Source organism: Brucella pseudogrignonensis, from assembly GCF_002252525.1.
In the GTDB taxonomy this organism is placed as follows: domain Bacteria; phylum Pseudomonadota; class Alphaproteobacteria; order Rhizobiales; family Rhizobiaceae; genus Brucella; species Brucella pseudogrignonensis.
Genome location: NZ_NNRM01000039.1, coordinates 286,779 through 311,344 on the forward strand (window position 1 = coordinate 286,779; position 24,566 = coordinate 311,344).

The window sequence follows — 24,566 nt, forward strand, 5'->3', positions numbered from 1 at the left end:
AGCATTCTCCGGCTTCTCTCTATAATGTATTACAGCTTAGAATTTCCACTGCAGCCGCGCCTTAGCGCCATTATCCTGGGACCCCTTGCTAAACTGTCCAGAATACGAGACGCCGATGCTCAAACCATCGTTTAGTTTCCGATCAAGCCCGAACTCCAGCACTCCAACGTCTTGTGCAATCGGCACACCACCAGTCGAGAATGCATTTCCTCCTACCACAAAGCTTGTAGTAGCGGCAGGGTTGAGATCATTATAAGCATGCCGCCAACCGGCAGAACCATAGAATTTTGTTGCTCCATCCTCAGACACTGCGAAACTCGCACGTAAACCAAGGGTTGAGAAAACGGTACTGGAATTGCTGCTATCAGCCCTCAATGCAGCCGCGCCACCATCCTCTGTAAAGCTTCCGCTATTCAGATGCACATATGCCAAGTTTGCAAACGGCTCTGCCACGACACTCATGACATCGAATTGATGCGATACTTCACCATAAACCTGCGTGACATGATTGCGATAACTGGCGGACAACGCATCGGTATAGCCTGTGAAGCTGATAGAACGTGAGGTATCAATCTCCTGCCAGCTATAGGCAGCACCCAACTTCACATCGAGCATGCCGGCTTTACCGCCGCCATAGACACCTACGTGATAGCCAGCCGCCTCGCCACTTGAATCCAACCATCGTGTATTGAAGTTTGAATGGCTATAGCCAGCAAGTGCGCCTATGCGCCAAGAATTGTTAAGCGCGGCGTCTACTCCTGCAAATCCTCCACCAATGGTGCGGTCAAGATCAGACGCACCATTGTTTGTTGTGTTTTCAAACCGTCCGCCCGAGCCGAAACCATGGCTCCACCAAGAAACGCCATCGTCTTTAACCGCTTCTCCCGCTCCAATACCTCCCAAGCTGCTGCGCAAACGTCCAAAGGCTGCTTCACGAACGAAACGACTGTCTTCTATTGCAACAGCTTGACCAGAAGAATGTATCTCACCACCCAATTGTGTGAACGCACGTTTTGCCTCATTCTCGTCAGTCAAATAACCGATTGCCTGATACAGTGGATTGTGAATATCCAGGAACTGCAGAGCACCTGCAACAGCATTCTGATTTTTATTTAGCCCGCTGATTTGATCAAATGAACGGCTCTGAGACACGCGCAACACAACAGCGTTAGGATTGCTATAATCAGCGGTCAATCCATAGAATGTCGAGATATAAGTGTCACCAGTTAGCGTGTATGTGCCCGAAACACCGTTTTGTGCAGTAAGCACCTGGAATGAAGCATCCAGTGCATATCTTTCACCCGTCAGGTTTTCAACATTCAGAACGGAACCGTTCTCAATTGAGGCGCTTCCGCCGGCAATAAGGCTGTCATTCACACCTGATTGTGCAACCTCGACCTGCCAGAGAGATCCGCTTTGCTGTTGAATGTTCCCAGTCACATTCAAAGTGCCAATGCTTTGGCCGGTAGCAAGCACAGAACCATTTTCAAGAGTTAGGTTGCCAACTCGTCCTGTTCCACGCAAAATTGCACCGTTGCCGATCTCAAAATTACTTTGACCTAATTGAGAGTTGGCAATCACGGCTCCCTCTTCGACATAAAATGTGCCGTTAAAATCGCCGTCGCCAGAAAGTGTTAGCGCTCCGGCTCCCGCTTTCACGAAGGAACCCGCGCCAGCAAGGACATTGCTCAGTTCGCCAGCCTGTTGCTGACCAAAAACAACAAGGCCGTTATTGCTAATCTTCCCCTTACCAAAGCTTGAGGCTGTTCCCAGAGCAACACTGCTGGCAACGTTCGTGCTGCCTTCATATTGGTTGTTGTTTCCAAGCTGGGTTACTCCACCTCCTGTAAGGACAAAGGAGCCAGTGCCCGAGATATCACCCGTAAAATCAACTCTGTCCGATCGGTTAAGAACAAGCGTACCATTATTGGCAACGTCACCAATAATCGATCCACCGGTAGCGCCATTGCCGACAACGAGTGCTCCACCCTCGATTGTTGTGCCACCGGTGTAACTATTGGCATTGGTCAGTGTGACGGTACCGCTTCCGGTCTTGGTCAGCTCTGCTGCGCCATTCAGCACGCCATCAACTTGTCCTGCACTGACAGAAATCGCGTCCGTTGCATTGATCACCGCAGTGCTCGCAAGTGTGCCGCCTGAAAGCGTATAATCGTCAACATTTACAGTGCCGTTCTGGACAGTGCCCGACGACTGAACCAGTGCCTGCTGCGTCTGCGACGTACCGCCGAGTTCCAGCGTGCCGCCATTGATGGTGGTCGTGCCACTTTCAGCACCCAGTGTCCCATTGCCGGAAACAGCCAGCGTGCCGCTCGTCACGGTTGTGCCACCGGTATGTGTGTTTTTACCCGTAAGAATAACTGTGCCGTCTCCGCCCGAGGAACTGTCAGCAAACGTTATTTTGCCGGCTTGCGCTGAATTGGCATCCGAGAATTCGCCCGTAAAGGTGTTATTGTTACCATTTGCGTCGAGCGTGTTGGTTGCTGAAGAATCAAGCGTAAAGTCATTTGAGTATGTCTTATCATTCTCGTTTGCAACTAACGTCCCGCCAGTAAAAACAGGATTTACACTGTCTCCCAATTTACTGGCATCATATTCCGTTCCCGCACCCGCAATATCTGTTGCTGTTCCTGGAACGATAATCCCGCCATCAGCTGTTATAGTGAACTTTCCCTGGCTGATCGCAGACCCTGCCGGCGTCCAGTTCGCAGAAAGACCAGAGGTCGATGCGTATCCAAATGTGTAAGTTCCTGGTTGAAGATCGAGGAATTCGGCATACTGAAAATTATAAACGCCGCTCGGATGCGGTGTATCTGTCAAGGTCTGTCCATCAGAACTTGCGTAAAAATAATTCTGCCCGAGGATAAGGCCTTCCGGCATGTTACCGTTGGTATAAGGTCCGGGGTACATCACAAAATTCTGGGTTCCGACTTCACTTTCATCTTTGGAAAGTTTCGCAGCGCCTTCTGCCGCGATTGTACCGGTGTGCCAACTGCCATAGACAATTCGGGCAGTATAGAGACCATCTGAGCTACCGGGGGAAAGTATATATCCCAGAGAATCGGTGTGTGCATGCGCGGCCATTGGCGCAGCCATTACACCCAGAGTTACCAATCCAACCTTGTTGAAATACCTGTATTGCTGATTAAAACTTGCAACAGAGGCGAGAATATTGATTGAAACAGAGGCGAGCAAACTCGTCCTGCGTCGTTTCGCTCCACTCAGGTCCTCGCCACAAGCGATTGCATCCCGACCAATCAGGAAATTTTCGATATTTGAAGACATTTTTTCCCCACCGCCGCACAGAAGAATGCTAGCTAAAAATTACTGTAACTTCTCGTGTAGCGGGCTGTTACCAAGGGAACAATACTTGCGAATGTAACGAAAGTTGCTCAATGTAACGAAATGCAACGAATAGTGTAGGATTCTGGTTACACGTCACTTAGAATCTAACTATTTAGCCTTCGTGGGATAAGCATTCGAATTTGAGTTCCGTGAGATGGAGCGCTTTCTGACTCGATGGTCCCGCGATGTATGGCCACAATTTTCGACACAAGGTATAACCCCAAGCCAGAACCTTCAACTGTATCCGCGTTACTGCCTCTGGTAAATTTGTTAAATATATCAGGCAGTTCATCAGTAAGAATACCTTTTCCCTCATCTGAAACTTCGATCACCACGTCCTGTTCTCGTGAGAACACTGATAGCTGGATCACTGGCACTTCACCCGTGACGCTATATTTAACAGAATTATCGACTAAATTGGTCAAAGCGAGGTCAAGCATGCCTGGGTCTGCTGTAATTTCAGCATCCCCAAGTTCTTCGCTTATAATCAAATGGATCTCCACACCGTGCATATCAGCAACGCGTCGATGAGATTTTCGAATAAACTCGCCAACGTGAATAATTCTCATTTTTGGCTTGTAAGATGGTCCCTGAATCCGACTCCGAACTAAATTTGCTTCTAGTAAGTCGATCAGTCTGACAATTGAGCGTCGAATGCGGGATATGCGTGTGCGGTTCTCCACGTCGTTTACTGGCAATGCCAATTCAATACTGTCTACGCTTGAACGAATTGCGGCGAGCGGTGTTCTGTATTGATGTGAAACCACTTCCAAAAATCTTATCTGAGATGTTTGAGACTGAATTTCGGCGCGCAATGCATTCTCCGCAGTGGTTCGCGCTTCCACAAGCTCTTTCGTTCTTTCCTCGACAAGCATCCCGGCCAACCGCTCTGCTGATCTCGCCTGCCTCAGGGCGTCTTTGTGCATTTTGTGGTTCTTAATTTCCAAATCACGCAATCTGACGGCGAGTGAACCCGTGAGCAAAAGTGTCTGGACGAGAATGGCCGCTCCATAGGCATGTAAAGTCCAGTTTGGAAGCCCTTGTATACCGAGCCTTTGAAGCATTGTGAGAGTAGCACCAACTCCCATGCTGCAGAACGCAGCGGTTCGCATTTTACTAGCAGTTCCCTCTTTATTAACTAAATATAAACTGCACAAAACAGTTACAAATACACCGCTAATACTCAAAATCGATCCGAAGGGACCAAACACAACAGTATTGCCGGTTAGAGCAAAGCCAACACCAACAAGGCCACAAAAAGCGGTAAACAAGTAGAAAAAGCGTACTTTCGGTGCGTAACGCCTGAGGTTAAGTATTTTCATATATGCGAGAGCGCTTGCTGCTAGTCCCGCCCACGCACTAAACCCTATAAATGCATCATTGCCTGCACCCCATCGACTGAATAAATATATATGACTTAAACCGAGATTACCGAAGTAAATCATTATGACGCCCAGAGTGCTAAGCGCGAGCAGTGGATATTCCGACTTACGTGAAAAGAAATAAAAAACAAGCTGCGTAAGCAGCAAGATAAACATTCCTCCAAACCATGTCCCATATACAAGTCCCCGTGTCGCAGAATACTGACTACTTTTCTCTAGAAGTCCCAGATTCAGGCTTAACTGAGTGGCGGAGTTCAGATTAACGACATGAACATAAACGGTAGTGATTTTTCCCGGAGCATGCGATACTGCAACGGCAGGATCAATGCCGGATATGCCATTATTCAGCAAGGGGCGATGATCACCTGTTTCAAATTTAACAAAGTCGGAAACGTCTTGGTCAAACCCAGGCCTCGCCACATAAACATCGACAAAATCGAGGTAATTCGGCGAAATCGATAAAACGCCCTCGCCCTGCGTTACGCTCGGAATAGACAATTTTAGCCATAGCGCAGCTTCTAAGAAGCCACTGTTAAACGTCGATCCGGCAATCGGCATAAACTCGCCGGCGAATTCGCCTCGAAGAATATCCTCGAATTGCACATTAAAACTTCTGTCAATCAGAACAGAAACACTACCAGGTAGTTGAGGCTCTTTGTCCATTTCTTGTGCAGCGAGCTTGCTTGTACCAGTAAAGTGCACTAACAATAAAAGGAGAATAGAACCTAAAAGACTCCTAAGAGAAGCAACCGGCATCATAATTTTGGTCTTATTAACGTTCAGTTGTTGATCTCTAATGCTCCCCATTGCCTTGCCCATCGAAGCTCCCGAACTTTCATCTGAAAAATTAAATCGTCAAACTGATACACGCGAATGAACCTATCCGCACCAGATAAACCACCCCTTCAAATTATTCTCGTAGAGGATGACTTCGATTTGAGGCAAAGTCTCGCAGATTATCTGAGGCTACGGGAAATGATCGTGACAGAAGCAGCCTCGGGACTGGAGTTTTACAAAGAACTAAACAAAGGAACCTTTGATGTGGCGGTTGTCGACATTAATCTTCCCGACACCACCGGATACGAAATAGTCCGAGAGCTTTCATCGCTCAATTCCATTGGAATCATTATGTTGACAGCCCGTACCGCACGCCAGGATCGAGTGGATGGGTATAGTACGGGCGCTGACTTGTACATGACTAAGCCCGTCGATGGCGAGGAACTAGGACTGGCTATTACTAATCTGGCAAAGAGAACTCGCGCAAACAAAAAGATTGTTAGCACAAATAAAGACGATACACTCCGGTTTAATCGTCATGAGCGAGCTGTTTACAATTCGGACAACCAAAAGGTACTACTTTCAGTCAGAGAATCGTTGATCTTTGATTATCTAACATTGAACTCCGGGAGGACGGTTAAAAGAGATGAGATCAGTAAACTATTATTCGATGACACTATAAAGCCGGAGAGCAGAAGCCTCGATGCAGCATTAGCACGTCTACGTTTTAAATTTAAGAATTCAGGAATTCGCTTTCCCATTCAAATTGTACATGGTTTGGGAATAAAGATAGACAAAACTGTCATTTTTTAGATCAGGACTATTACTCAATTTGCTCCTCTCGACGTGCTCCCGTTAATTAGGCCATTCAGAACTGGAATTCCAGTTATGTTGAGGTGCACCCCGAATTTGTACCACGGAGAGCTGGAATTTTCCGGGTTTAAGGCTCAAAGCGGCGGGGATGCCGTTGAGCCATTCATAAGCGAAATCGGCACCTTATTGCCAATGGCGCTATGTGGCCGGAATTCGTTATAGATCCTATGCAAGCTCGCCGCGGAGCTTGATAATTTGCCTCCGCTTTTCCATGGAGGATGATCATGAGCGCTGAACGTGTCAACGATTGTTATGTCGCCCTCGAACTCAGCCAACGCACATGGCTGATCGGCTTTCTTTTGCCCGGCACGGATAAGGTTCAGATAATGACGGTTGCCGGTGGTGACGCCGAAGCTCTTCTGTCGGCGCTCGGAAGGATTGAAAGCCTGGCAGGAACTCGGTTGGCTGCAGAATGCACCATGGTGTCGATGCGGGTCTGCTACGAGGCCGGTTATGACGGCTTCTGGCTTGCCCGTTATCTTATCGATCGCGGCATCGATACCACAATCCTGGACCCATCCAGCTTTCTGGTTTCGCGACGAGGCCGACGTGTGAAGACAGATCGCATCGATGTCGAAGCGATGGTGTTTACGCTGAAGGCGTATTTGCTCGGAGACAGGTCAGTTTGTCGACCAGTTCGGCTGCCCTCAGTCGCGGAAGAAGACGCGAAGCGTCTTTCTCGGGAACGCACGCAATTGAAGAGGGAGCGCACGCGGCACGTCAATCGCATCCGCGCCTTGCTCGTGCTTCACGGTATCCGCTCTGTTCCTGGTCTTTGGGGAGGACGCTGGAAGGAGGCACTTTCGAATATCCGGACCGGTGATGGCAGGGAATTAGGGCGGTTCATCTTCCGTGAGCTTTGCCGCCAGTTTGAACGGCTCGATCTCGTGCACTCGCAGCTCAAGAGCTTAGAGAAGGAGCGCATTCAGGCTTGCGAGACCGAAGGAGCCATCAACGACAGCGGGAAGATCAGGGTGCTGAAGCAGCTTGACGGCATCGGTGAAGTGGGTGCCACACAGTTGGTCGCCGAAGTGTACCATCGAACATTCAAAAACCGAAAGCATCTGGCCTCTTACCTAGGACTGTCACCCAGCCCCTATTCCAGTGGCGAGGTCCATCGGGATCAAGGCATCAGCAAAGCCGGAAACAAACAGGCTCGAGTGATGCTCGTCGAACTGGCGTGGTGCTGGCTTAAATACCAGCCACAGAGCGAACTGACGCGATGGTATCGCGCCCGCTTCTCGGGGCATGGAAGTCGGTCCGGGAAGGTCGGAATAGTCGCCTTGGCCCGCAAACTCGCAATAGCGTTCTGGCGGTTTATCGAAGATGGCGTAGTCCCTGAAGGGGCTACACTAGCAGTCGCCACCAAGTAAGGTTTGACTGCCGACGGGCAGTTGAAGGGGAAGCGCGGCTACCGTGCGTAGAGATGGACATCAGACGCCGAGTTGTAGTTTGGTAACGCGCTTCAAGCAGACGCCTGGCCACCATGAATCGGGATTATGGTCGGGAGCAATGGCTCCAGCCGAATACAAGTCGAGGCACCAGTGTGCCAGATCGCCAGACGACTGCGAATAACTGGAGGAAAGCAATTTTGGGCAAGATGGAAGAAGGATTGACAAACACCGCTTCATACAAGTCTCTACGCCAATCCTCCATCTTAATGCGGGCGTCGTCAAGACTCATGAACCAGTGGGCGTTCAGGCACTCGGCTCTGAACTTGCCATTGATGGGGGAGACGGTCCCGCTCCAACCCGGTTCGTCGTATGATGAATAGCCAACTCAACCAGGAGCCATTGATATGATTGCCAGCACAATCGGCCTTGATCTGGCCAAGCATAACTTTCACGTCCATGCGGTGGATGCCGCGGGTTTAGTGATTAAAACCGCTGCGCTCCGGCGAAGCGAGATGATCAAGTTCTTTCAGAGTGCTAAGCCATGCCTTGTTGGCATGGAAGCTTGCGCTACCGCACACTACTGGGCCCGCGAACTGACGAAGCTTGGCCACGAAGTCAAATTGATCCCGCCTTCGTACGTTAAGCCGTTTGTACGGCGCGGCGCTAAGAATGATGCTGCGGACGCTGCAGCCATCTGCGAAGCCGTCCGTCGACCTGATATGCGTTTCGTTGCGATCAAATCGGAAGCCAACCAGGGCTTCCTGATGTTACATCGAGCTCGAGGTCTGCTGGTGAGACAACGGACCATGGCAGTATGTGCGATCCGCGCTCACCTTGCTGAGTTTGGAATTATCTTCGGTCAAGGTCGACAACGCATCGAGACCATAATCCCTTCGATAGAGGAAGTCGCAGCGTCGTTACCAGAACATGCCCGGTTCGCATTGAACAGTCTTATGCGAACGGTCGGCGAGTTGAACACGCAGATAGAGGGAATTGAGACGAAGCTGGCGGAAGTGGGCCGATCAGATCCAGTCTCCAATCTGCTATCTTCGATCCCAGGTGTCGGCCCAATCACGTCTACGGCTATCGCTGCGACCGTTCCGAACGCGAGAATGTTTCGCTCTGGTCGAGAGTTTGCCGCCTGGCTGGGCTTGACCCCACGTCAAAACTCCAGCGGTGGCACAACTCGATTAGGAGGCATAACGAAGCAAGGAGATGCGTACCTGCGTCATCTGCTTGTGATCGGTGCCAGAAACATCGTTCGGTATCCAAAAGCGCGAGCGAAAGTCGGCGGAGCTTGGATCGACGCTTTGCTGCAACGACGGCGTCCTATGATTGTGGCCGTCGCCGTGGCCAACAAGCTTGCCCGGATCATCTGGGCGATGATGACGAATGGAGAAATGTTCAGAGAGGCACACGTTAAGGCCGCATAAGGCCGCAACCCAATCCAGTTGGTGTAAGGTGCAGAAGCAACAGATGGTCATCCAGCGGAGCTGAGGATCGAGCAAACCCGGAGAGCTTTAGGCGCCATTCAAGCGCGACCCGTTGATGAGGCCTCGATCCGCGTACTCCATCAGGGCCAGCGACCATTGTATCGGTCGCAGTTAAAGGCCGAATACATGAACGCACCCGAATGATGACCTGAACTTGCAGAAAGCCTCTTGCGCCCGCGGGGCCGTCTATACATGAAGCTCTCGATGTAGCTGTTATCTGTCGGCTTGCCGGGCCGGGAGAAGTCGAGCACCACCCCCTTATGGTAAGCCCATAGATCCAGGTCACGAGAGATAAATTCGCTGCCATTATCCACACGAATAACCGCAGGATAACCGACCTGACGACATATCCGTTCGAGGGTCTGCACCACATCCTCACCACGATAACTGAAGCGGGCATCAACTGCTGGCGAGAAGCGTGAGAATGTATCAACCACCGTCAGGATGCGGATCTTCCGTCCTGTCGCCAATTGATCATGGACAAAATCCATTGCCCAAACATGGTTGGAATGGGTCGCATCTGTGCGATCAGCGCGAGGCTTCGCCTTCACCGCCGTAACGTGTTGCTACGATCAAGAAGTATGCCGATGCAAAATCACCAGAACGTCCGTTCTGGCCCATGACCATCGTGCGAAGCCCGAAAGGCTGGCGGGTCCCAAAACAGTCGACGGTCAAATTGTAGAGAACTACTGGCGCTCGCATCAGGTGCCTGTTGCTAACTGCCGGAAAACAGTGGACACAGACAAATCCTCGAAGACTGGCTGAAAAGCTACGTTCCGGAGGATCTATTTAACGAGAACGGTTCATTGAAACCCGAATTGCGTGAGCTCGCTCCAAAGGGCAAGTTACGTATGGCTGCCAACCCACATACCAATGGTGGATTGCTGCGCACCGAACTTTACACACCCGATATCCGTGGTTATGCTGTGGCTGTGGATCAACCCGGCCTGATCAAGGCCCAATCAACCAAAATTCTTGGTGAATATCTCCGCGACGTTTTAAAGCTGAACGAACGGGAAAAGAACTTTCGCATCTTTGGCCCAGATGAAACAGCTTCCAACCGTCTAAGTGCTGTTTTCGACGTAAGCGACCGTGTTTGGATGGCGGAAACGTTTGATACCGATGATCATCTGTCCTCAGACGGGCGAGTAATGGAAATACTGAGCGAGAACTTATGCCAAGGTTGGCTCGAAGGCTATTTGCTGACTGGAAGGCACGGCTTTTTCTCTTGCTATGAGGCTTTTGTTCACATCGTTGATGCGATATTCAATCAGCATGCCAAATGGTTGCAGGTTGCGCAAAATTCGAATGGCGAGAGCCAATATCATCGCTCAACTATCTCCTGACATCCCACGTATGGCGTCAGTATCATAACGGCTTTTCCCATCAGGACCCAGGTTTTGTTGATCTTGTTGCGAACAAAAGTGCAGACGTGGTTCGAGTATATTTTCCACCGGACGCCAACACGTTGCTGTGGATTGGCGATCATTGCCTGAAAACCTGGGACCGCGTCAATGTGATCGTGGCGGGCAAGCAACCCGAACCACAATGGCTTGCAATGGAGAACGCCATACGCCATTGCGAAGCGGGTCTGGGCATATGGGATTGGGCCGGCGCTGAAGACGGTCTGGAACCAGACATTCTGATAGCTTGCGCGGGCCATGTCCCGACAATGGAAACCCTCGCTGCTGTTGATCTACTGCGTCACTCTCTACCGCATCTGCGCACCCGCGTCGTCAACGTCGTGGACCTGATGATTTTACAGTCACCTCAGCATCATCCTCACGGCATTTCTGATGAAGATTTTGATCAGATTCTCACAACCCACCGTCCGGTCATCTTCGCATATCACGGCTATCCTTATCTCATTCATAGGCTCATTTATAACCGGGCCAACCACCCAAACTTCCATGTGCGAGGCTTCATCGAAAAGGGAACAACAACAACGCCTTTCGATATAGCGGTTCTCAACGAACTGGATCGCTTTCATCTAGCGATTGAGGCGATAAGACGTCTGCCACTAGGTAACGAGATTGCGTTCCCTCTGATTGCCGGTTTAGAAGAAAAACTGGCCTTGCATAAGAAATATGTTTGCGAGCACGGAGAGGACATGCCCGAAATCAGGGATTGGAAATGGCCTTACACGAGATGAGCATTCTGAACCGGATCAGACCTACTTGTCATTTTTGGCTAGGACTAATTGTGATGAACTCGGAGGTCTCCGAGCAGGAGCGACAACCGGCCTCCTATTATTGCTATATGCGCGAGCATTAACTCTCAGCTGACTGCAGTCTTTTTCAGCGCTCGGAAGACCTGCGCTGACAAAATGAAACTATGGTTCCGTTACGACAAAAACTGCTAATCTAGTGGTTCTTTTGGCCAGCGGCGCTTAACGAACCCTGCCGGAACAATCGTGGAAGGATGAGAACAACTCCGTCGTTGCCAAGTTTTGTCATGTATGATCATTCCGACCAGCATTGCGATGACGAAGAGAACAGTTTGAGGAAGCCCCATCGACAATGCCGCGAGGGCGGGACCGGGACAGAAGCCGCCAATGCCCCATCCCAGACCGAACAGCGCCGAGCCAATGATAAGAGGGGCATCGATCCGTCGGCGCGTTGGCACATGAAAACTGTCGTCGAATATTGGATGCTGCATCCGCTTCGTTATATGAACACCAATGAAGGCCATGACAACCGCGCCACCAAGAACAAAAGCAAGACTTGGGTCCCATACGCCGAAAATGTCTAGAAAGCCTTGTACACGAACGGGATTGAGCATTCCAGACATAGACAGTCCAAAACCAAAAACGGCACCGGATGCAAGAGCGCTGCAGAATTGATAAAACTTTAAGTTCATAGCCCCAGACCTCGCAGCACAGTAACAGCAATCACTCCTGTTCCCAGAAAGGTAACAACCGCTGCAATTGATCGCGGTGAGAGACGAGCCAGCCCTAACACACCGTGCCCGCTCGTGCAGCCTGACCCCATGCGCGCACCGAAGCCGACAAGAAGTCCGGCGACGATGATCAGTGGCCATCCAGTAGTAATTTGCACAGCGGGCCAGGTGCCGAAAACGGTCAGATAACTAATTGGCCCGATTACCAATCCCACGACGAACGCAAGGTTTGTTAACGACGCGCTTCTCTGTAAAAGTCGCCCGACGATTCCACTTACTCCAGCAATCCTGCCGTTAAGGATCAGGAGCATCGCTGCTGAAACCCCGATTAACATCCCGCCGATAAGTGAGGATAGATAAGTGATCATTCTACACCCTCCACGCAAAAGATGTCATAAAGGGCAGCGACCAATTGAGCCGCCTTGTCTTCTGTGAGACGATAGAAAATCTGTTTTCCATCTCGTCGCGTCTCGACTATTCTGGAGCTGCGCAATACGGTTAGGTGCTGCGACAGGTGTGGTTGACCAACCCCGATTTTTTCTTCAAGTTCACCTACGGAGTATTCGCTCTCCACCAGGCAGCATACGATCATCAGACGCGCTGGATGGGACAGTGTCTTGAGCAGGTCTGCCACTTCGCCCGCGCGCAGAGATAGTTCAATGGAAGATAGCCCCGCTTTCATTATTGCCATCCTGTCTACGGTCATTCCCATGCAGCCCCTTCCAATGCATCCAGTGGAAACTTCAGATAACGCTTACCGTCGGCTTCTGGCTCAGGTAGACGTCCACCACTTATGTTCACCTGCAAAGCATGCAGGATGAGCCTTGGCATTGGCAGCGTTTTGTCGCGCTCTTTCCGCAATGCAACGAATGTTTCTTCCAACTCGCCAGCAATGTGCGAATTGAAGTTTCTCTGGTTCGCTACAGTGCTCTCCCAACGCGGCGTACGGCCACCAGGCTGGTAATCATGTCCGGTGGATAGCCGCGTCTCATCAGGAAGTGCTATGATATTCTGGATTGACTCCCACAATGCTCGCGCATCGCCGCCGGGAAAATCGGCCCGCGCCGTACCGCTATCTGGCATAAAAACTGTCTCATGCACAAAGGCGGCATCGCCAACCACGTAAGTGATGGAGGCGAGCGTATGCCCCGGCGAGAACAGAACCCTGGCATCAATGGAACCGATGTTGAACGTCTCGCCATCGGCAAACAGCCGATCCCATTGTGAGCCATCGGTGGCAAGCTCGGGCCAGTTGTAGATCTCCTTCCACAGCTTCTGGACTCTGATTACATGCTCGCCTATCGCCGTCTTTGCGCCCGTTTTCTCCTTAAGGTACTGAGCTGCGGAAAAGTGGTCGGCGTGTGGATGGGTGTCGAGAATCCATTCGACTGTCAGTCCACTATCACGGACGTATTCGAGAATTGTGTCTGCATTGATCTCCGCCGTTGACCCCGACTTTTCATCAAAGTCGAGAACGGGATCTACAATTGCGCACATACCGGTCGTCGGATCGGACACCACTTCCTGAACACTGGAGGTTCGCCTATCGAAAAAGCCTTTTACCTGCGGGCGACGGTCAGCGAAGCGTTGAAGCCACGATGCTGCGACACTGGTATCAAAGCCGAGCTGCTGTCCGAATGGTACGACGTCTTCAACAGATATGCGTCCGTCCAACACCTCACCGATCAGATGAAGGCTGAGCGAACGCGTACCTGTTTTGCAATGCGCAAGCACGGGGCCATCGGATTTTCTGACCACCGCCTGAAACGCACGCACATCAGCTTCAGTGATCGTATTCATTGCGACCGGAATATACGCATAAGAGAGATCGCATTGGTGGGCTGCATCGCATTCAGCCTGGTTTCCAGGTTGGTCTGCATCCTCACCGTCGGGACGGTTGTTGACCAGCGTTCTGAAGCCACTTCGATCTAGTACCCTGAGCTCTTCCGGGCCTGGCTGCGAAGATACCGACAGCCTCTCGGATATTCTGGTGACGGGCATCTTACCCTCCGATAATAACATTATATAATATACTATAATGTATAATATTTTGGTTTTCAAGCCCCCCTCGAAAATGCAGATTTTCACAACCTGCGCAGAAGCTCTAACGAAAAAGATCGCCGGAGAAGAACGCTATACCTTTAAATTTTTAGGCCACTGGCAAAGGGTCTCGATAGAGGTATGATGATATGCATCCAATGTCCGGAGGTACCTCAATGGGCCGATTGCATACAGAAAAACACCTCGTATACCGGATCGGATGGCTTCGTGCAGCGGTACTCGGCGCCAATGATGGTATTGTCTCAACGGCAAGCCTCATTTTGGGCGTCGCATCTGCTTCAACGGGAACGACGCAGATAGTAGTCGCTGGCATCGCGGGCCTTGTCGCAGGCGCGATGTCTATGGCGGCGGGTGAGTATGTTTCTGTCAGCTCTCAATCCGATACGGAGTTGGCAGATCTTGCCAGAGAACGCAAGGAACTCGAAACTCAGCCCGGAGCAGAGCTCAATGAATTGATGCAAGCCTATATTGATCGCGGCCTAACCCCGGAATTGGCCCGGCAGGTGGCAATACAGCTGACCTCACGCAATGCTCTGGAAGCGCATGCCCGTGACGAACTGGGAATTGTCGAACACATGGAAGCACGGCCTGTGCAAGCAGCGCTGACCTCAGCGGTCACGTTCTCGATCGGGGCCGTCCTACCCTTACTGATGGCGGTCATCGCGCCTGCCTCCATCTTGCTTTACGCGGTTGCTATCTCTTCCTTGTTGTTTCTGGCGTTTCTAGGCGCCATCGGCGCCAAGGCGGGAGGAGCTAATATACTTAAGGCAACCGTTCGCGTCACCTTTTGGGGCGCATTGGCGATGGCAATCACGGCTGGTATTGGGGCCCTGGTCGGCACAGCGGTCTGACCGTCGATCTGAGTTTTTAGGGAATACATATGTAAAGAAAAATTAAAGTAGTCGGTGAGAGGCATGGCTCTAGAATTTGCTCATTCTATAGGTCGGGGAGACTGAAGATGCGGTTCTCGGTTGAAGATCGATCAAAAACAATCCTGCTGATTTTTGCCTTGTGTGGACTTGTGATGGGGCTCGGCCTTCACTTTTCCGGCTATTCATCGGGAGCACGGATAATCTGGGCAATTGCCACTTTGCCTGTGCTGGCAACTTTGTTTGTCGAGATTTTCAGGAGTTTATGGCGAACAGAGTTCGGGTTGGATATTGTCGCGGCGTTGTCAATGTCGGCCGCACTGGCATTTGGGGAAATGCTGGCGGCTTCGATTGTCGCCCTCATGTACACCGGCGGAGCCTTCCTTGAAAGCTTCGCCGAAGGACGAGCACGTCGTGAGATTCACGCTTTGCTGTCCCGTGCACCGCGAACAACAATGCGTTATATCGACGACAATCTCGAAGAGATTGCCGTTGATACTGTTCGTCCGGGTGACCGCCTGCTAATTCGTCAGGGGGATGTCATCCCTGTCGACGGAAGTATTGCGTCTGCAAAGGCCTTTGTGAACACGTCTGCGCTGACGGGAGAATCCCTTCCGGTCTCGCTTGCGGCCGGAGCCGATGTATTGAGCGGATCAATGAATGCTGGTAATGCATTCGATATCGTTGCCAGACACGAAGCGAAAGACAGTACCTACGCTGGCATTGTTCGCCTCGTTGAAGAGGCCCAGCATTCGAAGGCTCCAATGTCGAGACTGGCGGATCGGTGGTCTGTCGGTTTTCTGATCGTGACAGTCGTGATTGCCTTCGGTGCATGGTGGTTCACGGCAGACCCGATAAGGTCGGTTGCCGTCCTCGTCGTGGCGACGCCATGTCCTCTCATCCTGGCGGTACCTGTCGCTCTTGTTGCCGGTCTATCGCGCACCGCTCATTTCGGCGTGCTGGTGAAGGGTGCTGGTCCCTTGGAAAACATGGCTCGTATCAACACGTTGGTGCTGGACAAGACTGGAACACTGACAGATGGTCGCCCACAAATTACTTCGATCCACCCGCAGCCTGGATTGAGCGAAAATGATCTACTGCGTTTCGCCGCCTCCCTTGACCAGGTGTCCAAACATCCGATGGCGCAGGCTCTTGTACTAGCCGCTCAGCGGCGCGGTATAAATCTTGTATTGCCGACCGATGTGAGCGAACTGGCAGGAGATGGAGTGGCGGGCTGGGTCGATGGCAAAAGCGTCGTTGTCGGCGGACACAGCTTCGTTGAGAGGCAGGTCAACGCAATACTGAGTGAAATCCCCCATACAGAAGCTGGAGCGGCCCTGGTTGCAGTCGCGATAGACGGTAGCATCACGGGTTATATCATTATGGCCGATCCCTTGCGCGGCGAAGTGGTCGATACGTTACGGGGCTTACGCAAAGATGGCGTCAAGCGAATAGTGCTGGCGACAGGTGATCGTGCTGCAGTGGCCAAACGCATCACTAAGGGTTTGGGATTTGATGCCATCTACTCCGAACTTTCACCCGATCAAAAGGTGCTGACCGTGCTCAGCGAGCGTAAGAACGGCCCCGTGATGATGGTCGGAGATGGGGTCAACGACGCGCCCGCACTTGCAGCGGCTGATGTTGGCGTTGCCATGGGTGCGAGGGGAGCGGCGGCTTCGGCAGAGGCGGCCGATGTCGTTCTTCTCGTAGATAGAATAGACAGACTTCGCACCGGGATAGAAATTGCCAAGCGATCAAGACGCATTGCTGTCGAAAGTGTTGTGGTTGGGATTGGTCTTTCAGTTATCGCCATGATCGCAGCAGCGTTGGGTTATCTGCTGCCTGTCCGGGGCGCATTGCTCCAGGAAGCGATTGATGTCACCGTCATTGTTAATGCGCTGCGAGTGTTGAGAATCTCACCAACCGCCAGCTGATGGTCGCGGTGGTTTTGTTGCGCCACAGCTCACCCTTTGACGCATACAGTTTTCTATCGCCAAAACGCGATTTTCGGTCGGTTCCGCCGCTTCAAAAGCCACTGAATGAAATGATTGTCAGTCAGGTTTTTGAAGCCGCTCTCTGTTTCTTTTTCCGCAGCCTAAGTGCTGGTGTTTATCGGCGATTATGAGGGCACCACCCGTCACCACTACCTGGGCCCTTCAGGACTAGGCCCCGACAATGGCATCGTGACGCTCAACAGCCCGTTGTGTTTGTAACCCGGCAGCTAAGTTAGCAGATAGTAGATTTAGTGTGCCAGTCAGAGACATTGGTTCCTTTAAAGCGGGCATAAACTGGTAGCACGAACTGATCCGTTATGTGTGTTTTCCGGAAGATTTTTACGTAGAGTCAAGAACACCCAGTGTGTCTCAGGCGGTTTTGGCCTGTTGTGTGCTTTTGTTCGAAGTCGCAAGTAATGATCTTTAGAGTGAGCAAACCGAATCGTGTTGATTTTGGCATCATTTGGTGATACTTGTGACGCCTCTGCAGGGAGTCGAATTATGCGCTCAACCATCAATCTTGATGACAAGCTTTTAGAAAAAGCCAGATTGTTGACCGGAACGAAAGAGACAGCCGCTTTAGTCCGACAAGCGCTAGAAACACTTGTGCGACTAGAGACTGGTAAACGCCTTATTGCTCTTGGAGGCACGATGCCGGACGTTGAAGCAGCTCCTCGCCGTCGGAGCTCAGAGAAGAAGTGATTTTGGCAGACACTTCAATTTGGATTGACCATTTCCGCAGCGGCGATAATGAGCTTATTAAGATTATCGCTGATGACCTTTTGCTTTGCCATCCAGCGATTATAGGCGAACTTGCGTTGGGCAGTCTCCGAGACAGGACGAGTGTATTGGCTTTTTTGAATGTGCAGCGTGAAGCTGAAGTCGCAACACATGACGAAGTCATGACCATGATTGAAAAGCACTGCATTTTTAGCATGGGCATTGGCTATACTGATGCCCAACTGCTGGCATCAGTTCTTCTCGACCGGCGAACTTCACTGTGGACCCGAGACAAGCGCTTAAAGGTTACGGCTGAAAAAGCCGGTGCACGGCTTTACGAGCGGCTGCACAATTAATAATGAAATGACATTATCCATTTCACGGCTTGTTTTGAGGAAGAATATTGCGATCAACATTTAAAATGATCAATCCAATCATCTGATTGCCGGCCAAGATTCTTGCCAGCTATCTCCCATCAAAAGCAATATGGCCCCTAAATACCTTGAAGGGAAATGAACCCGCGATCTGAGCCTTTGGTCTTTCCAAGCTATTGATAGAGTTGCGCAATGAGCTGAAAGCACTCATCAGTCCGAAGCAGCCCGCGAGAATTGCAGACATTGCAATAAAGTCTGAAGCAATAATCACCACGTCATTCCGCAAAGGTGGCCAGTTAGTATCGCCCACGCGCTGATCCCAACATCAATCAGGATATTTTTCTCCTGCTTGCTTTTGCAATCGATATTGCGGAGGCTGTTGCCGGGCTCCCATCCGGGAGAGCTCTTGGGAGGAAAGACATGCAGCATTACAGACTGAAATCGCTTTCCCTTGCCGCAGTCATTGCCGTTGCAGGTCATCTGCCTTCGGCTCAAGCGGCATCGCCAGCTCCGGCAGAAGGCCGGAATGGTATGGTGGTTACAGCCCAGCATCTTGCCTCGCAGGTCGGTATCGATGTGCTGAAGAACGGCGGCAACGCCGTCGATGCTGCGGTTGCGGTCGGCTACGCGCTGGCGGTTGTCTATCCAACGGCCGGTAATCTCGGCGGCGGCGGCTTCATGACGATCCGCTTCAAGGACGGCAAGAGCACCTTTCTGGATTTTCGCGAGCGCGCGCCGCTTGCCGCCACTAAGACCATGTATCTGGACAAGGATGGCAAGCCGATCAATGGCGCCAGCACTGAAACCTATCTGGCCATCGGTGTACCAGGAACGGTGGCTGGCCTTGAGGAAGCACGCGAAAAATATGGCACCCGCAAGCGCGAGGAGTTGATCGACCCGGCGCTGAAACTCGCCAAAAACGGTTTCACACTTGAACTTGGCGATATTCTCTCCTTAGCCGATGGCAACGAAAGACTGGCGAAAGACCCGGCAGCGGCGAGAATCTTCCTGAAAGACGGCAAGCCGCTTCCTCTGGGTGAAAAGCTTGTCCAGCCCGATTTGGCAAAGTCGCTTTCGGCCATTTCGGAAAAGGGTCCGGCAGCCTTCTATCAGGGCGATATCGCCGATCTGATCGTCAAGTCGAGCAAGGAATATGGCGGCATTCTCGCCAAGGCCGATTTCGAGCAGTACAAGGTTCGAGAGCTGGAACCGGTGAAGTGCAGCTATCGCGGCTATGACATCGTCTCATCGCCGCCGCCTTCTTCGGGCGGACTGATCATCTGTGAAATCCTGAACGTGCTTGAAGGCTACCCGATTTCTTATCTCGGCTATGGCTCGGCGGAAACCACGCGTTTGATGGTGGAAGCGATGCGCCATGCCTATGTCGACCGCAACGCGGCATTGGGCGACCCTGATTTCGTCGATAATCCAATCGAGAAGCTCACCAGCAAGGCCTATGCCGCAGAAATCCGCAGTCGCATTGATCCTTATCGCGCCGGTGTCAGCGAGGCGCTGAAACCAGCCGAGTTCAAGGAGTCCACAGAAACCACGCATTATTCCATTGTGGATAAGGACGGCAATGCTGTCGCCGTGACCTATACGCTTAATGGATCGTTCGGCACGGCCAAGGTGGCCGAGGGCACCGGCATTCTTCTCAACAACGAGATGGACGACTTCACCATCAAGCCGGGCGTAGCCAATCTCTATGGCCTCATACAAGGCGAAGCCAACGCCATCGAACCACGGAAGTCACCGCTGTCCTCAATGAGCCCTACCATCGTATCGAAGGATGGCAAGCCGTTCATGGTCATCGGTAGCCCCGGCGGTTCGCGCATCATCACGATCACGCTCGAGGCAATCATGAATATCATCGATCATGGTATGGACATTCAGGAGGCAATTGACGCCCCGCGCATCCACCACCAGTGGCTGCCCGACCAGGTCTATATGGAAGCAAACGCGCTTTCGCCGGATACGATCCGGCTACTGACGCGTATGGGCTATACGGTTGGAGTAGACGCTGACTGGCCGGTCTGGGGTGAGGCAGCCGGCATACTTGTCGGTGGCAAGGATATGGCGGCCATCGAAAAGGGCGGCAATAGCCGCTATTACGGTGCTATTGACAGTCGTGCAGTCGGTGGTGCCGCCATAGGATATTAGAGCACAAATCTCATCGACTGCCTTGACTGCCAGTTAAAATTCTCAGGTGCTAACGACCGGAATGGGGCCGTCTCCGGAAGATCCGCTTTGGGCCTGAACAAGCCGAAAGCGGACACTCCTGTTACGCACCAGTGCCTTTGATTCTTATCCGCACCCATTCCCCCCTTCATTTTCTCCCCTCTTTTACGAGCAGCGAGATAAAGTAGATGCCACCAATGCTCACCGTCATGATGCCGACGGGGAGTTGTGTTTGGAAGGCGTGCTGGGCTGCGTAATCAGCGGCTGCAAGCAGACTGCTGCCTGTAAGGGCTGATGCAATGAGGGTGACGCCTGCAGAACGAGTGATCCGCCGTGCAATCTGTGGAGCTGCAAGCGCAATGAAGGTGATGGGGCCTGCCGCAGCCGTGACGGTTGCGGTGAGTGCTACACCAAGGATCATTACTGACACCCGCGTAATATTGGCATTAACGCCTGAGGCTCGTGCCGCATCATCACCCATTTCGAGCTGCCGCATGGGTCTTGCAAGCAGGATGGTGAAAGGCATGATGATGATAAGAACAATTACAACCGGTATGAGCTGATCAAAACTGAGACCATTGAGAGAACCCGCTCCCCAGATAGCCGCCGACATCGCAACATTGAGATCAGCCACCTTGATCATCCAGCCATTGAAGGCGGATAACATCGCCGAGATGCCGATGCCGACAATGATCAACCGGAAGCCCTGCATGCCATTGCGCCAGGCAAGTCCATAAACTGCTAAAGCTGTGAGAATACCACCTATGAGCGCGCCAGCGGCGATCTCATAATAGCCGCCCGACAAAAGCAGAATGACAAACAGTGCACCTGTATATGATCCTGCTGCAAAACCGATAATGTCGGGACTGCCTAACGGATTGCGCGTGAGCGACTGGAAGATCGCACCACTCATGCCAAGTGCTGCACCTAACAAAATGGCGAGAAGCACTCGCGGCAGCCGCCATTCGACAACAATCATCCGCACCATATCATCGCCATGACCACGCAAGGCATCAAGCACATTGAGGACCGGAATCTGGTAACTGCCAGAAGTGAGCGATGCCAATATTATGAGCAGGATCAGCACGATGAGGATCACGCCAGTCAGCAGGCTACGACGATGCAGGCGCAAGGAGAGCTGATCACCAAACAGGCGGAGCGTGGCTGTATATCCGTGTTTGTCGGTCATAATCCGCTGACCTTTCTGCGGCGTGCCAGCGCGATAAGAACGGGTGCACCAATGAAGGCTGTCACGATTCCGGCTTCAAGCTCTCCGGGATAAAGCACCAGACGTCCTGCAATATCCGCACTCAACAGAAGGACCGGTGAGAAGATCAGCGTGAAGGCAATAATCCGTCGCTGATCGGGGCCAGTAAACCATCGCACCATATGCGGCACAATCAGTCCGACAAAGCCAATCGGACCGCAAGCAGCAGTCCCTGCCCCCGCAAGCAGTGTGACAGCAATCACCACAAGAATGCGCGCTTTGAGAATATCTGAACCCAAAGCACGAGCCAGATCATCCCCAAGTGCGACAGCATTTAGCGATCGGGCTGCCAGCAGTGCAATGACCAGCCCTGCCAGAATAAACGGCGCAACCAGTGTCACCACATGCATGTCACGACCGGCGATAGAGCCAATCGACCACATACGTAGCGCATCAAAGGTCTGAGGATTGAGTAATGTCATGGCGGAGCCAATGCCGCTCAGGACAGCAGACAAAGCCACCCCTGCCAGAACCAGCCTGACGGGTGTTGCACCTTCGCGACCTGTTGCACCCAATGCATAGACAATCAGCGTGATGACAATAGCCCCGGCAAAGGCCGCCCAGATATATGTACCAATCGACTGCCAGCCCAGAAGGCCGACGGCCAGTGTGACAAAGAAGGCAGACCCAGCATTCACACCCAAAATTCCCGGATCTGCCAGAGGGTTTCTCGTCGCAGCCTGTATCAGCGCACCCGAAACGCCAAAGGCTGCACCGCATAACAGCCCAAGCAGGGTGCGAGGCAGCCGATAATCAAGCAAAATGATCTGCTCAGCCGATCTTCTGTCCTGGCCTGACAAGGCTTGAAGCAGAACATCAGGCGACAGCATCCGCGTCCCCAAAAGAAGGCTTAAAAGGCTCAGCGCAATCAGCAAGCCAAAGCCGCACAGCATCCACACAAGGCTCAGCTGCATTGCTGGCGCAGAGATATTGATGCGACCTTCAGCTTTCACTGACAAGGCTGCTGTAGCCAAACCAGCTGCCTCTCGCCCTGTCGTATCTTCAATCCTCTTCACTTAAGCCCTAAACCCGCGCCTGTCCTTCGATCCAGTAACCGATTGCATCAATGCACCTTTTTTCAAAGCCAAGGGTATCGCGGAAATGTTTGCGACACTGCGAAACGGCAAGTGCTTCACCGGCAATGTAGATATAGCCCGGACCTTCTGGCAGCTGATCGATGCTCTCGGCAATCCGCGGCAGCTCTGTATAGCCAGGGCGATCTGGCTTCAAACCATGACAGACATGCCAGTGAATGCTGGCATCTGCTTTTGTCGCAATCTCTTGCTGGTCCTCATCGAGCGGAACTTCCACATGCACAATCGCCTGAAACCGATCGGGCAGTTCTTCCAAAACACGACCAACAGCGGGCAGGCCGGTAATATCCGTGAGCATCAAAATCCATGTGCTGCCCTTCGGGATCCATAGCCGGCCTTCCGGATTACAAATGCCCACAACATCGCCAACTTTGGCAGACATCGCCCAGCCTGTAGCAACTCCACCCTCATGCACGACGATATCTATCGTCATCTCGCAGCGTGATGCATCCCAGCGACGGACCGTATAGGGACGGTTTGGACAATGTTGAGAACCATCTGGTCTGCCCCATTTGCCATTCTCCATCAGAACCGGCAGCGTCACGGCCGTGTCAGGGTCAGGCCGCAACGCAAGCCGCACCCATTCATCCGCATGACCGGATGGGAGCAGCCGTTCTCCGCCAACAACCTTCAGAACAACCCGGATGAGAGATGGAGAGAGTTGTTCAATATCAATCGTCTCTCCTAAGAAATAGTCCTCCACATAAGGATCGTGATGATGACCATAATCCTCATCGTGGGCGTGATTATGGTCATGTGAGTGGGTTTCGTGACTATGCGTATCGTCGTGCATCTGTATCATGGATGCTGCTCCGCTTTGCGTGCGGCGTCAGCCAGACGCGGGACAAACTTCGGAAAACCATAGGGAATAGAGAGAACGCTCAAAGCCGATGTCGACCAGACCGACACCGGATCATCGAGCGCTACGTATGATCCTCGCTTCACGGCATCAAGCGCCGCAAACAAGGGCTGCGCCTCCGCTGCTGACCGTGCACCCTCCCCGTACCACATGATCAGAATATCAGCGTCAATGCTCCCAATATTCTCAAGGCTTACTGAGGTGGATGTCTCATCAGGGTCTAAGGTGGCGAGTGCCTCGACGCCTGAAGACACTTTCAAGCCCATTTTTGTCAGTGCCTGAACACGTGGGTCGGAAGGAAGATAAACAATAATTCCTGAACTGCCGGGGATATAAGAGCCGAACGTAAATGTTTTACCCTGAAGTTCGGGGTGTTCTTTGCCAAACTCCTCCAAAAGAGCTTCTGTTTTGGTGATCAGAGTTTTGGCTTCTTTGGGCTTGCCCAGAGCCTCACCGATGATTTTAGTTTGCTCTCGCCAATCTGCCTGCCACGGTCCAGAACGATAGACAACTGTCGGCGCAATTGCTGAAAGCCTCTTGTAAGCAACTGCGTCAATACCGGAATAGATACCAAGAATAAGATCGGGATTTAAAGCCGCTATAGCCTCGTAGTTAAGATCACCACTTAGCAAAAGTGGCGTTTCTCCATCCAGCTTCGCTTCATCCCATGGAAACATTCCACTCGGAAATGAACCATAGCGGGTCATCGCTATTGGTACTGTTCCCAGAGCGAGTACAACGTCTTCACCGCTCCATCCGAGCGTGATGATGCGCTTTGGCTCGGATGGGATTTCGGTTTTCCCAAGTGCATGCGAAACCCTCACAATAGCAGTTGCATCCTCGCTCTGGGCTAAAGTCACAGGATGAACAAGCAGCAGGGTAATGAAAATCCAGCGGATGATCCGAATATAGTGCTTCAGCATAGTTATGCCTCTAATCCAAAGTAAAAAGCCTTTGGGAGCGCTCACGC

Annotated in this window: 18 protein-coding genes and 4 pseudogenes; 10 read left to right on the forward strand and 12 right to left on the reverse strand. The window is 51.9% G+C overall.

Annotated elements, in window-relative coordinates:
* Positions 1–36: 36 nt before the first annotated feature.
* The gene (locus CEV34_RS17560) at positions 37–3,303 is read right to left on the reverse strand and encodes an autotransporter outer membrane beta-barrel domain-containing protein (RefSeq protein WP_094544164.1); all 3,267 of its coding nucleotides are present in this window, start codon (positions 3,301–3,303) and stop codon (positions 37–39) included.
* Between the two features lie 164 nt (positions 3,304–3,467).
* Complete coding sequence (locus CEV34_RS17565) at positions 3,468–5,564, reverse strand: sensor histidine kinase (RefSeq protein WP_094544165.1); 2,097 nt, start codon at positions 5,562–5,564, stop codon at positions 3,468–3,470.
* A gap of 54 nt (positions 5,565–5,618) precedes the next feature.
* Between CEV34_RS17565 and CEV34_RS17570 the strand changes: the two genes are divergently transcribed.
* Entirely contained in the window at positions 5,619–6,335 is a 717-nt protein-coding gene (locus CEV34_RS17570) for a response regulator transcription factor (RefSeq protein ID WP_007881488.1), read from the forward strand.
* 284 nt (positions 6,336–6,619) lie between these two features.
* Positions 6,620–7,768 carry an IS110 family RNA-guided transposase gene (locus CEV34_RS17575; protein WP_094544166.1) on the forward strand — a complete coding sequence of 383 codons (1,149 nt, stop codon included), beginning with the start codon at positions 6,620–6,622 and terminating at the stop codon, positions 7,766–7,768.
* 265 nt (positions 7,769–8,033) lie between these two features.
* Here CEV34_RS17575 and CEV34_RS26800 read toward each other — a convergent pair.
* A pseudogene (locus CEV34_RS26800) lies at positions 8,034–8,120 on the reverse strand (integrase core domain-containing protein); the annotation flags it as partial.
* Positions 8,121–8,193: 73 nt separating this feature from the next.
* On the opposite strand from CEV34_RS26800, the gene CEV34_RS17585 reads away from it, so the two are divergent.
* On the forward strand, positions 8,194–9,222 hold the full coding sequence (locus CEV34_RS17585; RefSeq protein WP_094544168.1) for an IS110 family RNA-guided transposase: 1,029 nt from the start codon (positions 8,194–8,196) through the stop codon (positions 9,220–9,222).
* Positions 9,223–9,425: 203 nt separating this feature from the next.
* Here the strand turns inward: CEV34_RS17585 and CEV34_RS17590 are convergent.
* Positions 9,426–9,833, reverse strand: a pseudogene (locus CEV34_RS17590) (DDE-type integrase/transposase/recombinase); the annotation flags it as partial.
* Here CEV34_RS17590 and CEV34_RS27760 point away from each other — a divergent pair.
* Positions 9,805–10,720: pseudogene (locus CEV34_RS27760) on the forward strand (phosphoketolase family protein); the annotation flags it as partial. The pseudogenes CEV34_RS17590 and CEV34_RS27760 sit on opposite strands and share 29 nt — an antisense overlap.
* A 78-nt stretch (positions 10,721–10,798) precedes the next feature.
* Complete coding sequence (locus tag CEV34_RS27765; RefSeq protein ID WP_374891543.1) at positions 10,799–11,434, forward strand: phosphoketolase family protein; 636 nt, start codon at positions 10,799–10,801, stop codon at positions 11,432–11,434.
* Between the two features lie 278 nt (positions 11,435–11,712).
* Here CEV34_RS27765 and CEV34_RS17600 read toward each other — a convergent pair.
* The 4 genes and pseudogenes from CEV34_RS17600 to blh form a co-directional block, all read right to left on the reverse strand.
* A pseudogene (locus tag CEV34_RS17600) lies at positions 11,713–12,141 on the reverse strand (DUF6691 family protein); the annotation flags it as partial.
* Positions 12,138–12,548 carry a YeeE/YedE family protein gene (locus tag CEV34_RS17605; RefSeq protein ID WP_007881503.1) on the reverse strand — a complete coding sequence of 137 codons (411 nt, stop codon included), beginning with the start codon at positions 12,546–12,548 and terminating at the stop codon, positions 12,138–12,140. The gene CEV34_RS17605 and the pseudogene CEV34_RS17600, both read right to left, overlap by 4 nt.
* Complete coding sequence (gene bigR / locus CEV34_RS17610) at positions 12,545–12,892, reverse strand: sulfite-sensing transcriptional repressor BigR (RefSeq protein WP_007881504.1); 348 nt, start codon at positions 12,890–12,892, stop codon at positions 12,545–12,547. The genes CEV34_RS17605 and bigR overlap by 4 nt, the downstream gene beginning before the upstream one ends.
* Positions 12,883–14,181: a bifunctional sulfur transferase/dioxygenase Blh gene (gene blh, locus CEV34_RS17615; protein ID WP_094544169.1), complete on the reverse strand. Its 1,299-nt coding sequence runs from the start codon at positions 14,179–14,181 to the stop codon at positions 12,883–12,885. Before blh ends, bigR begins: the two co-directional genes overlap by 10 nt.
* Before the next feature lie 215 nt (positions 14,182–14,396).
* Between blh and CEV34_RS17620 the strand changes: the two genes are divergently transcribed.
* From CEV34_RS17620 to ggt, 5 genes are all read left to right on the forward strand, one after another.
* Positions 14,397–15,092: a VIT1/CCC1 transporter family protein gene (locus CEV34_RS17620; RefSeq protein ID WP_094544170.1), complete on the forward strand. Its 696-nt coding sequence runs from the start codon at positions 14,397–14,399 to the stop codon at positions 15,090–15,092.
* A 107-nt stretch (positions 15,093–15,199) separates the two neighbouring features.
* The gene (locus CEV34_RS17625) at positions 15,200–17,044 is read left to right on the forward strand and encodes a heavy metal translocating P-type ATPase (RefSeq protein WP_094544171.1); all 1,845 of its coding nucleotides are present in this window, start codon (positions 15,200–15,202) and stop codon (positions 17,042–17,044) included.
* A 561-nt stretch (positions 17,045–17,605) separates the two neighbouring features.
* Positions 17,606–17,806 carry a type II toxin-antitoxin system VapB family antitoxin gene (locus tag CEV34_RS17635; RefSeq protein ID WP_007881510.1) on the forward strand — a complete coding sequence of 67 codons (201 nt, stop codon included), beginning with the start codon at positions 17,606–17,608 and terminating at the stop codon, positions 17,804–17,806.
* Positions 17,803–18,180, forward strand: coding sequence for a type II toxin-antitoxin system VapC family toxin (locus CEV34_RS17640; RefSeq protein ID WP_064322980.1), 378 nt, complete (start codon positions 17,803–17,805; stop codon positions 18,178–18,180). The genes CEV34_RS17635 and CEV34_RS17640 overlap by 4 nt, the downstream gene beginning before the upstream one ends.
* Before the next feature lie 438 nt (positions 18,181–18,618).
* Entirely contained in the window at positions 18,619–20,358 is a 1,740-nt protein-coding gene (gene ggt / locus CEV34_RS17645) for a gamma-glutamyltransferase (RefSeq protein WP_094544172.1), read from the forward strand.
* 166 nt (positions 20,359–20,524) lie between these two features.
* Here ggt and CEV34_RS17650 read toward each other — a convergent pair whose 3' ends face one another.
* From CEV34_RS17650 to CEV34_RS17665, 4 genes are read right to left on the reverse strand one after another with little or no spacing between them, the layout of a single operon-like run.
* Entirely contained in the window at positions 20,525–21,565 is a 1,041-nt protein-coding gene (locus CEV34_RS17650) for a FecCD family ABC transporter permease (protein ID WP_094544173.1), read from the reverse strand.
* Positions 21,562–22,659, reverse strand: coding sequence for a FecCD family ABC transporter permease (locus CEV34_RS17655; protein WP_235819099.1), 1,098 nt, complete (start codon positions 22,657–22,659; stop codon positions 21,562–21,564). Before CEV34_RS17655 ends, CEV34_RS17650 begins: the two co-directional genes overlap by 4 nt.
* Before the next feature lie 7 nt (positions 22,660–22,666).
* Positions 22,667–23,539: a siderophore-interacting protein gene (locus CEV34_RS17660; protein WP_007881516.1), complete on the reverse strand. Its 873-nt coding sequence runs from the start codon at positions 23,537–23,539 to the stop codon at positions 22,667–22,669.
* Positions 23,536–24,564: an iron-siderophore ABC transporter substrate-binding protein gene (locus tag CEV34_RS17665; RefSeq protein WP_235819100.1), complete on the reverse strand. Its 1,029-nt coding sequence runs from the start codon at positions 24,562–24,564 to the stop codon at positions 23,536–23,538. The genes CEV34_RS17660 and CEV34_RS17665 overlap by 4 nt, the downstream gene beginning before the upstream one ends.
* Positions 24,565–24,566: the final 2 nt, after the last annotated feature.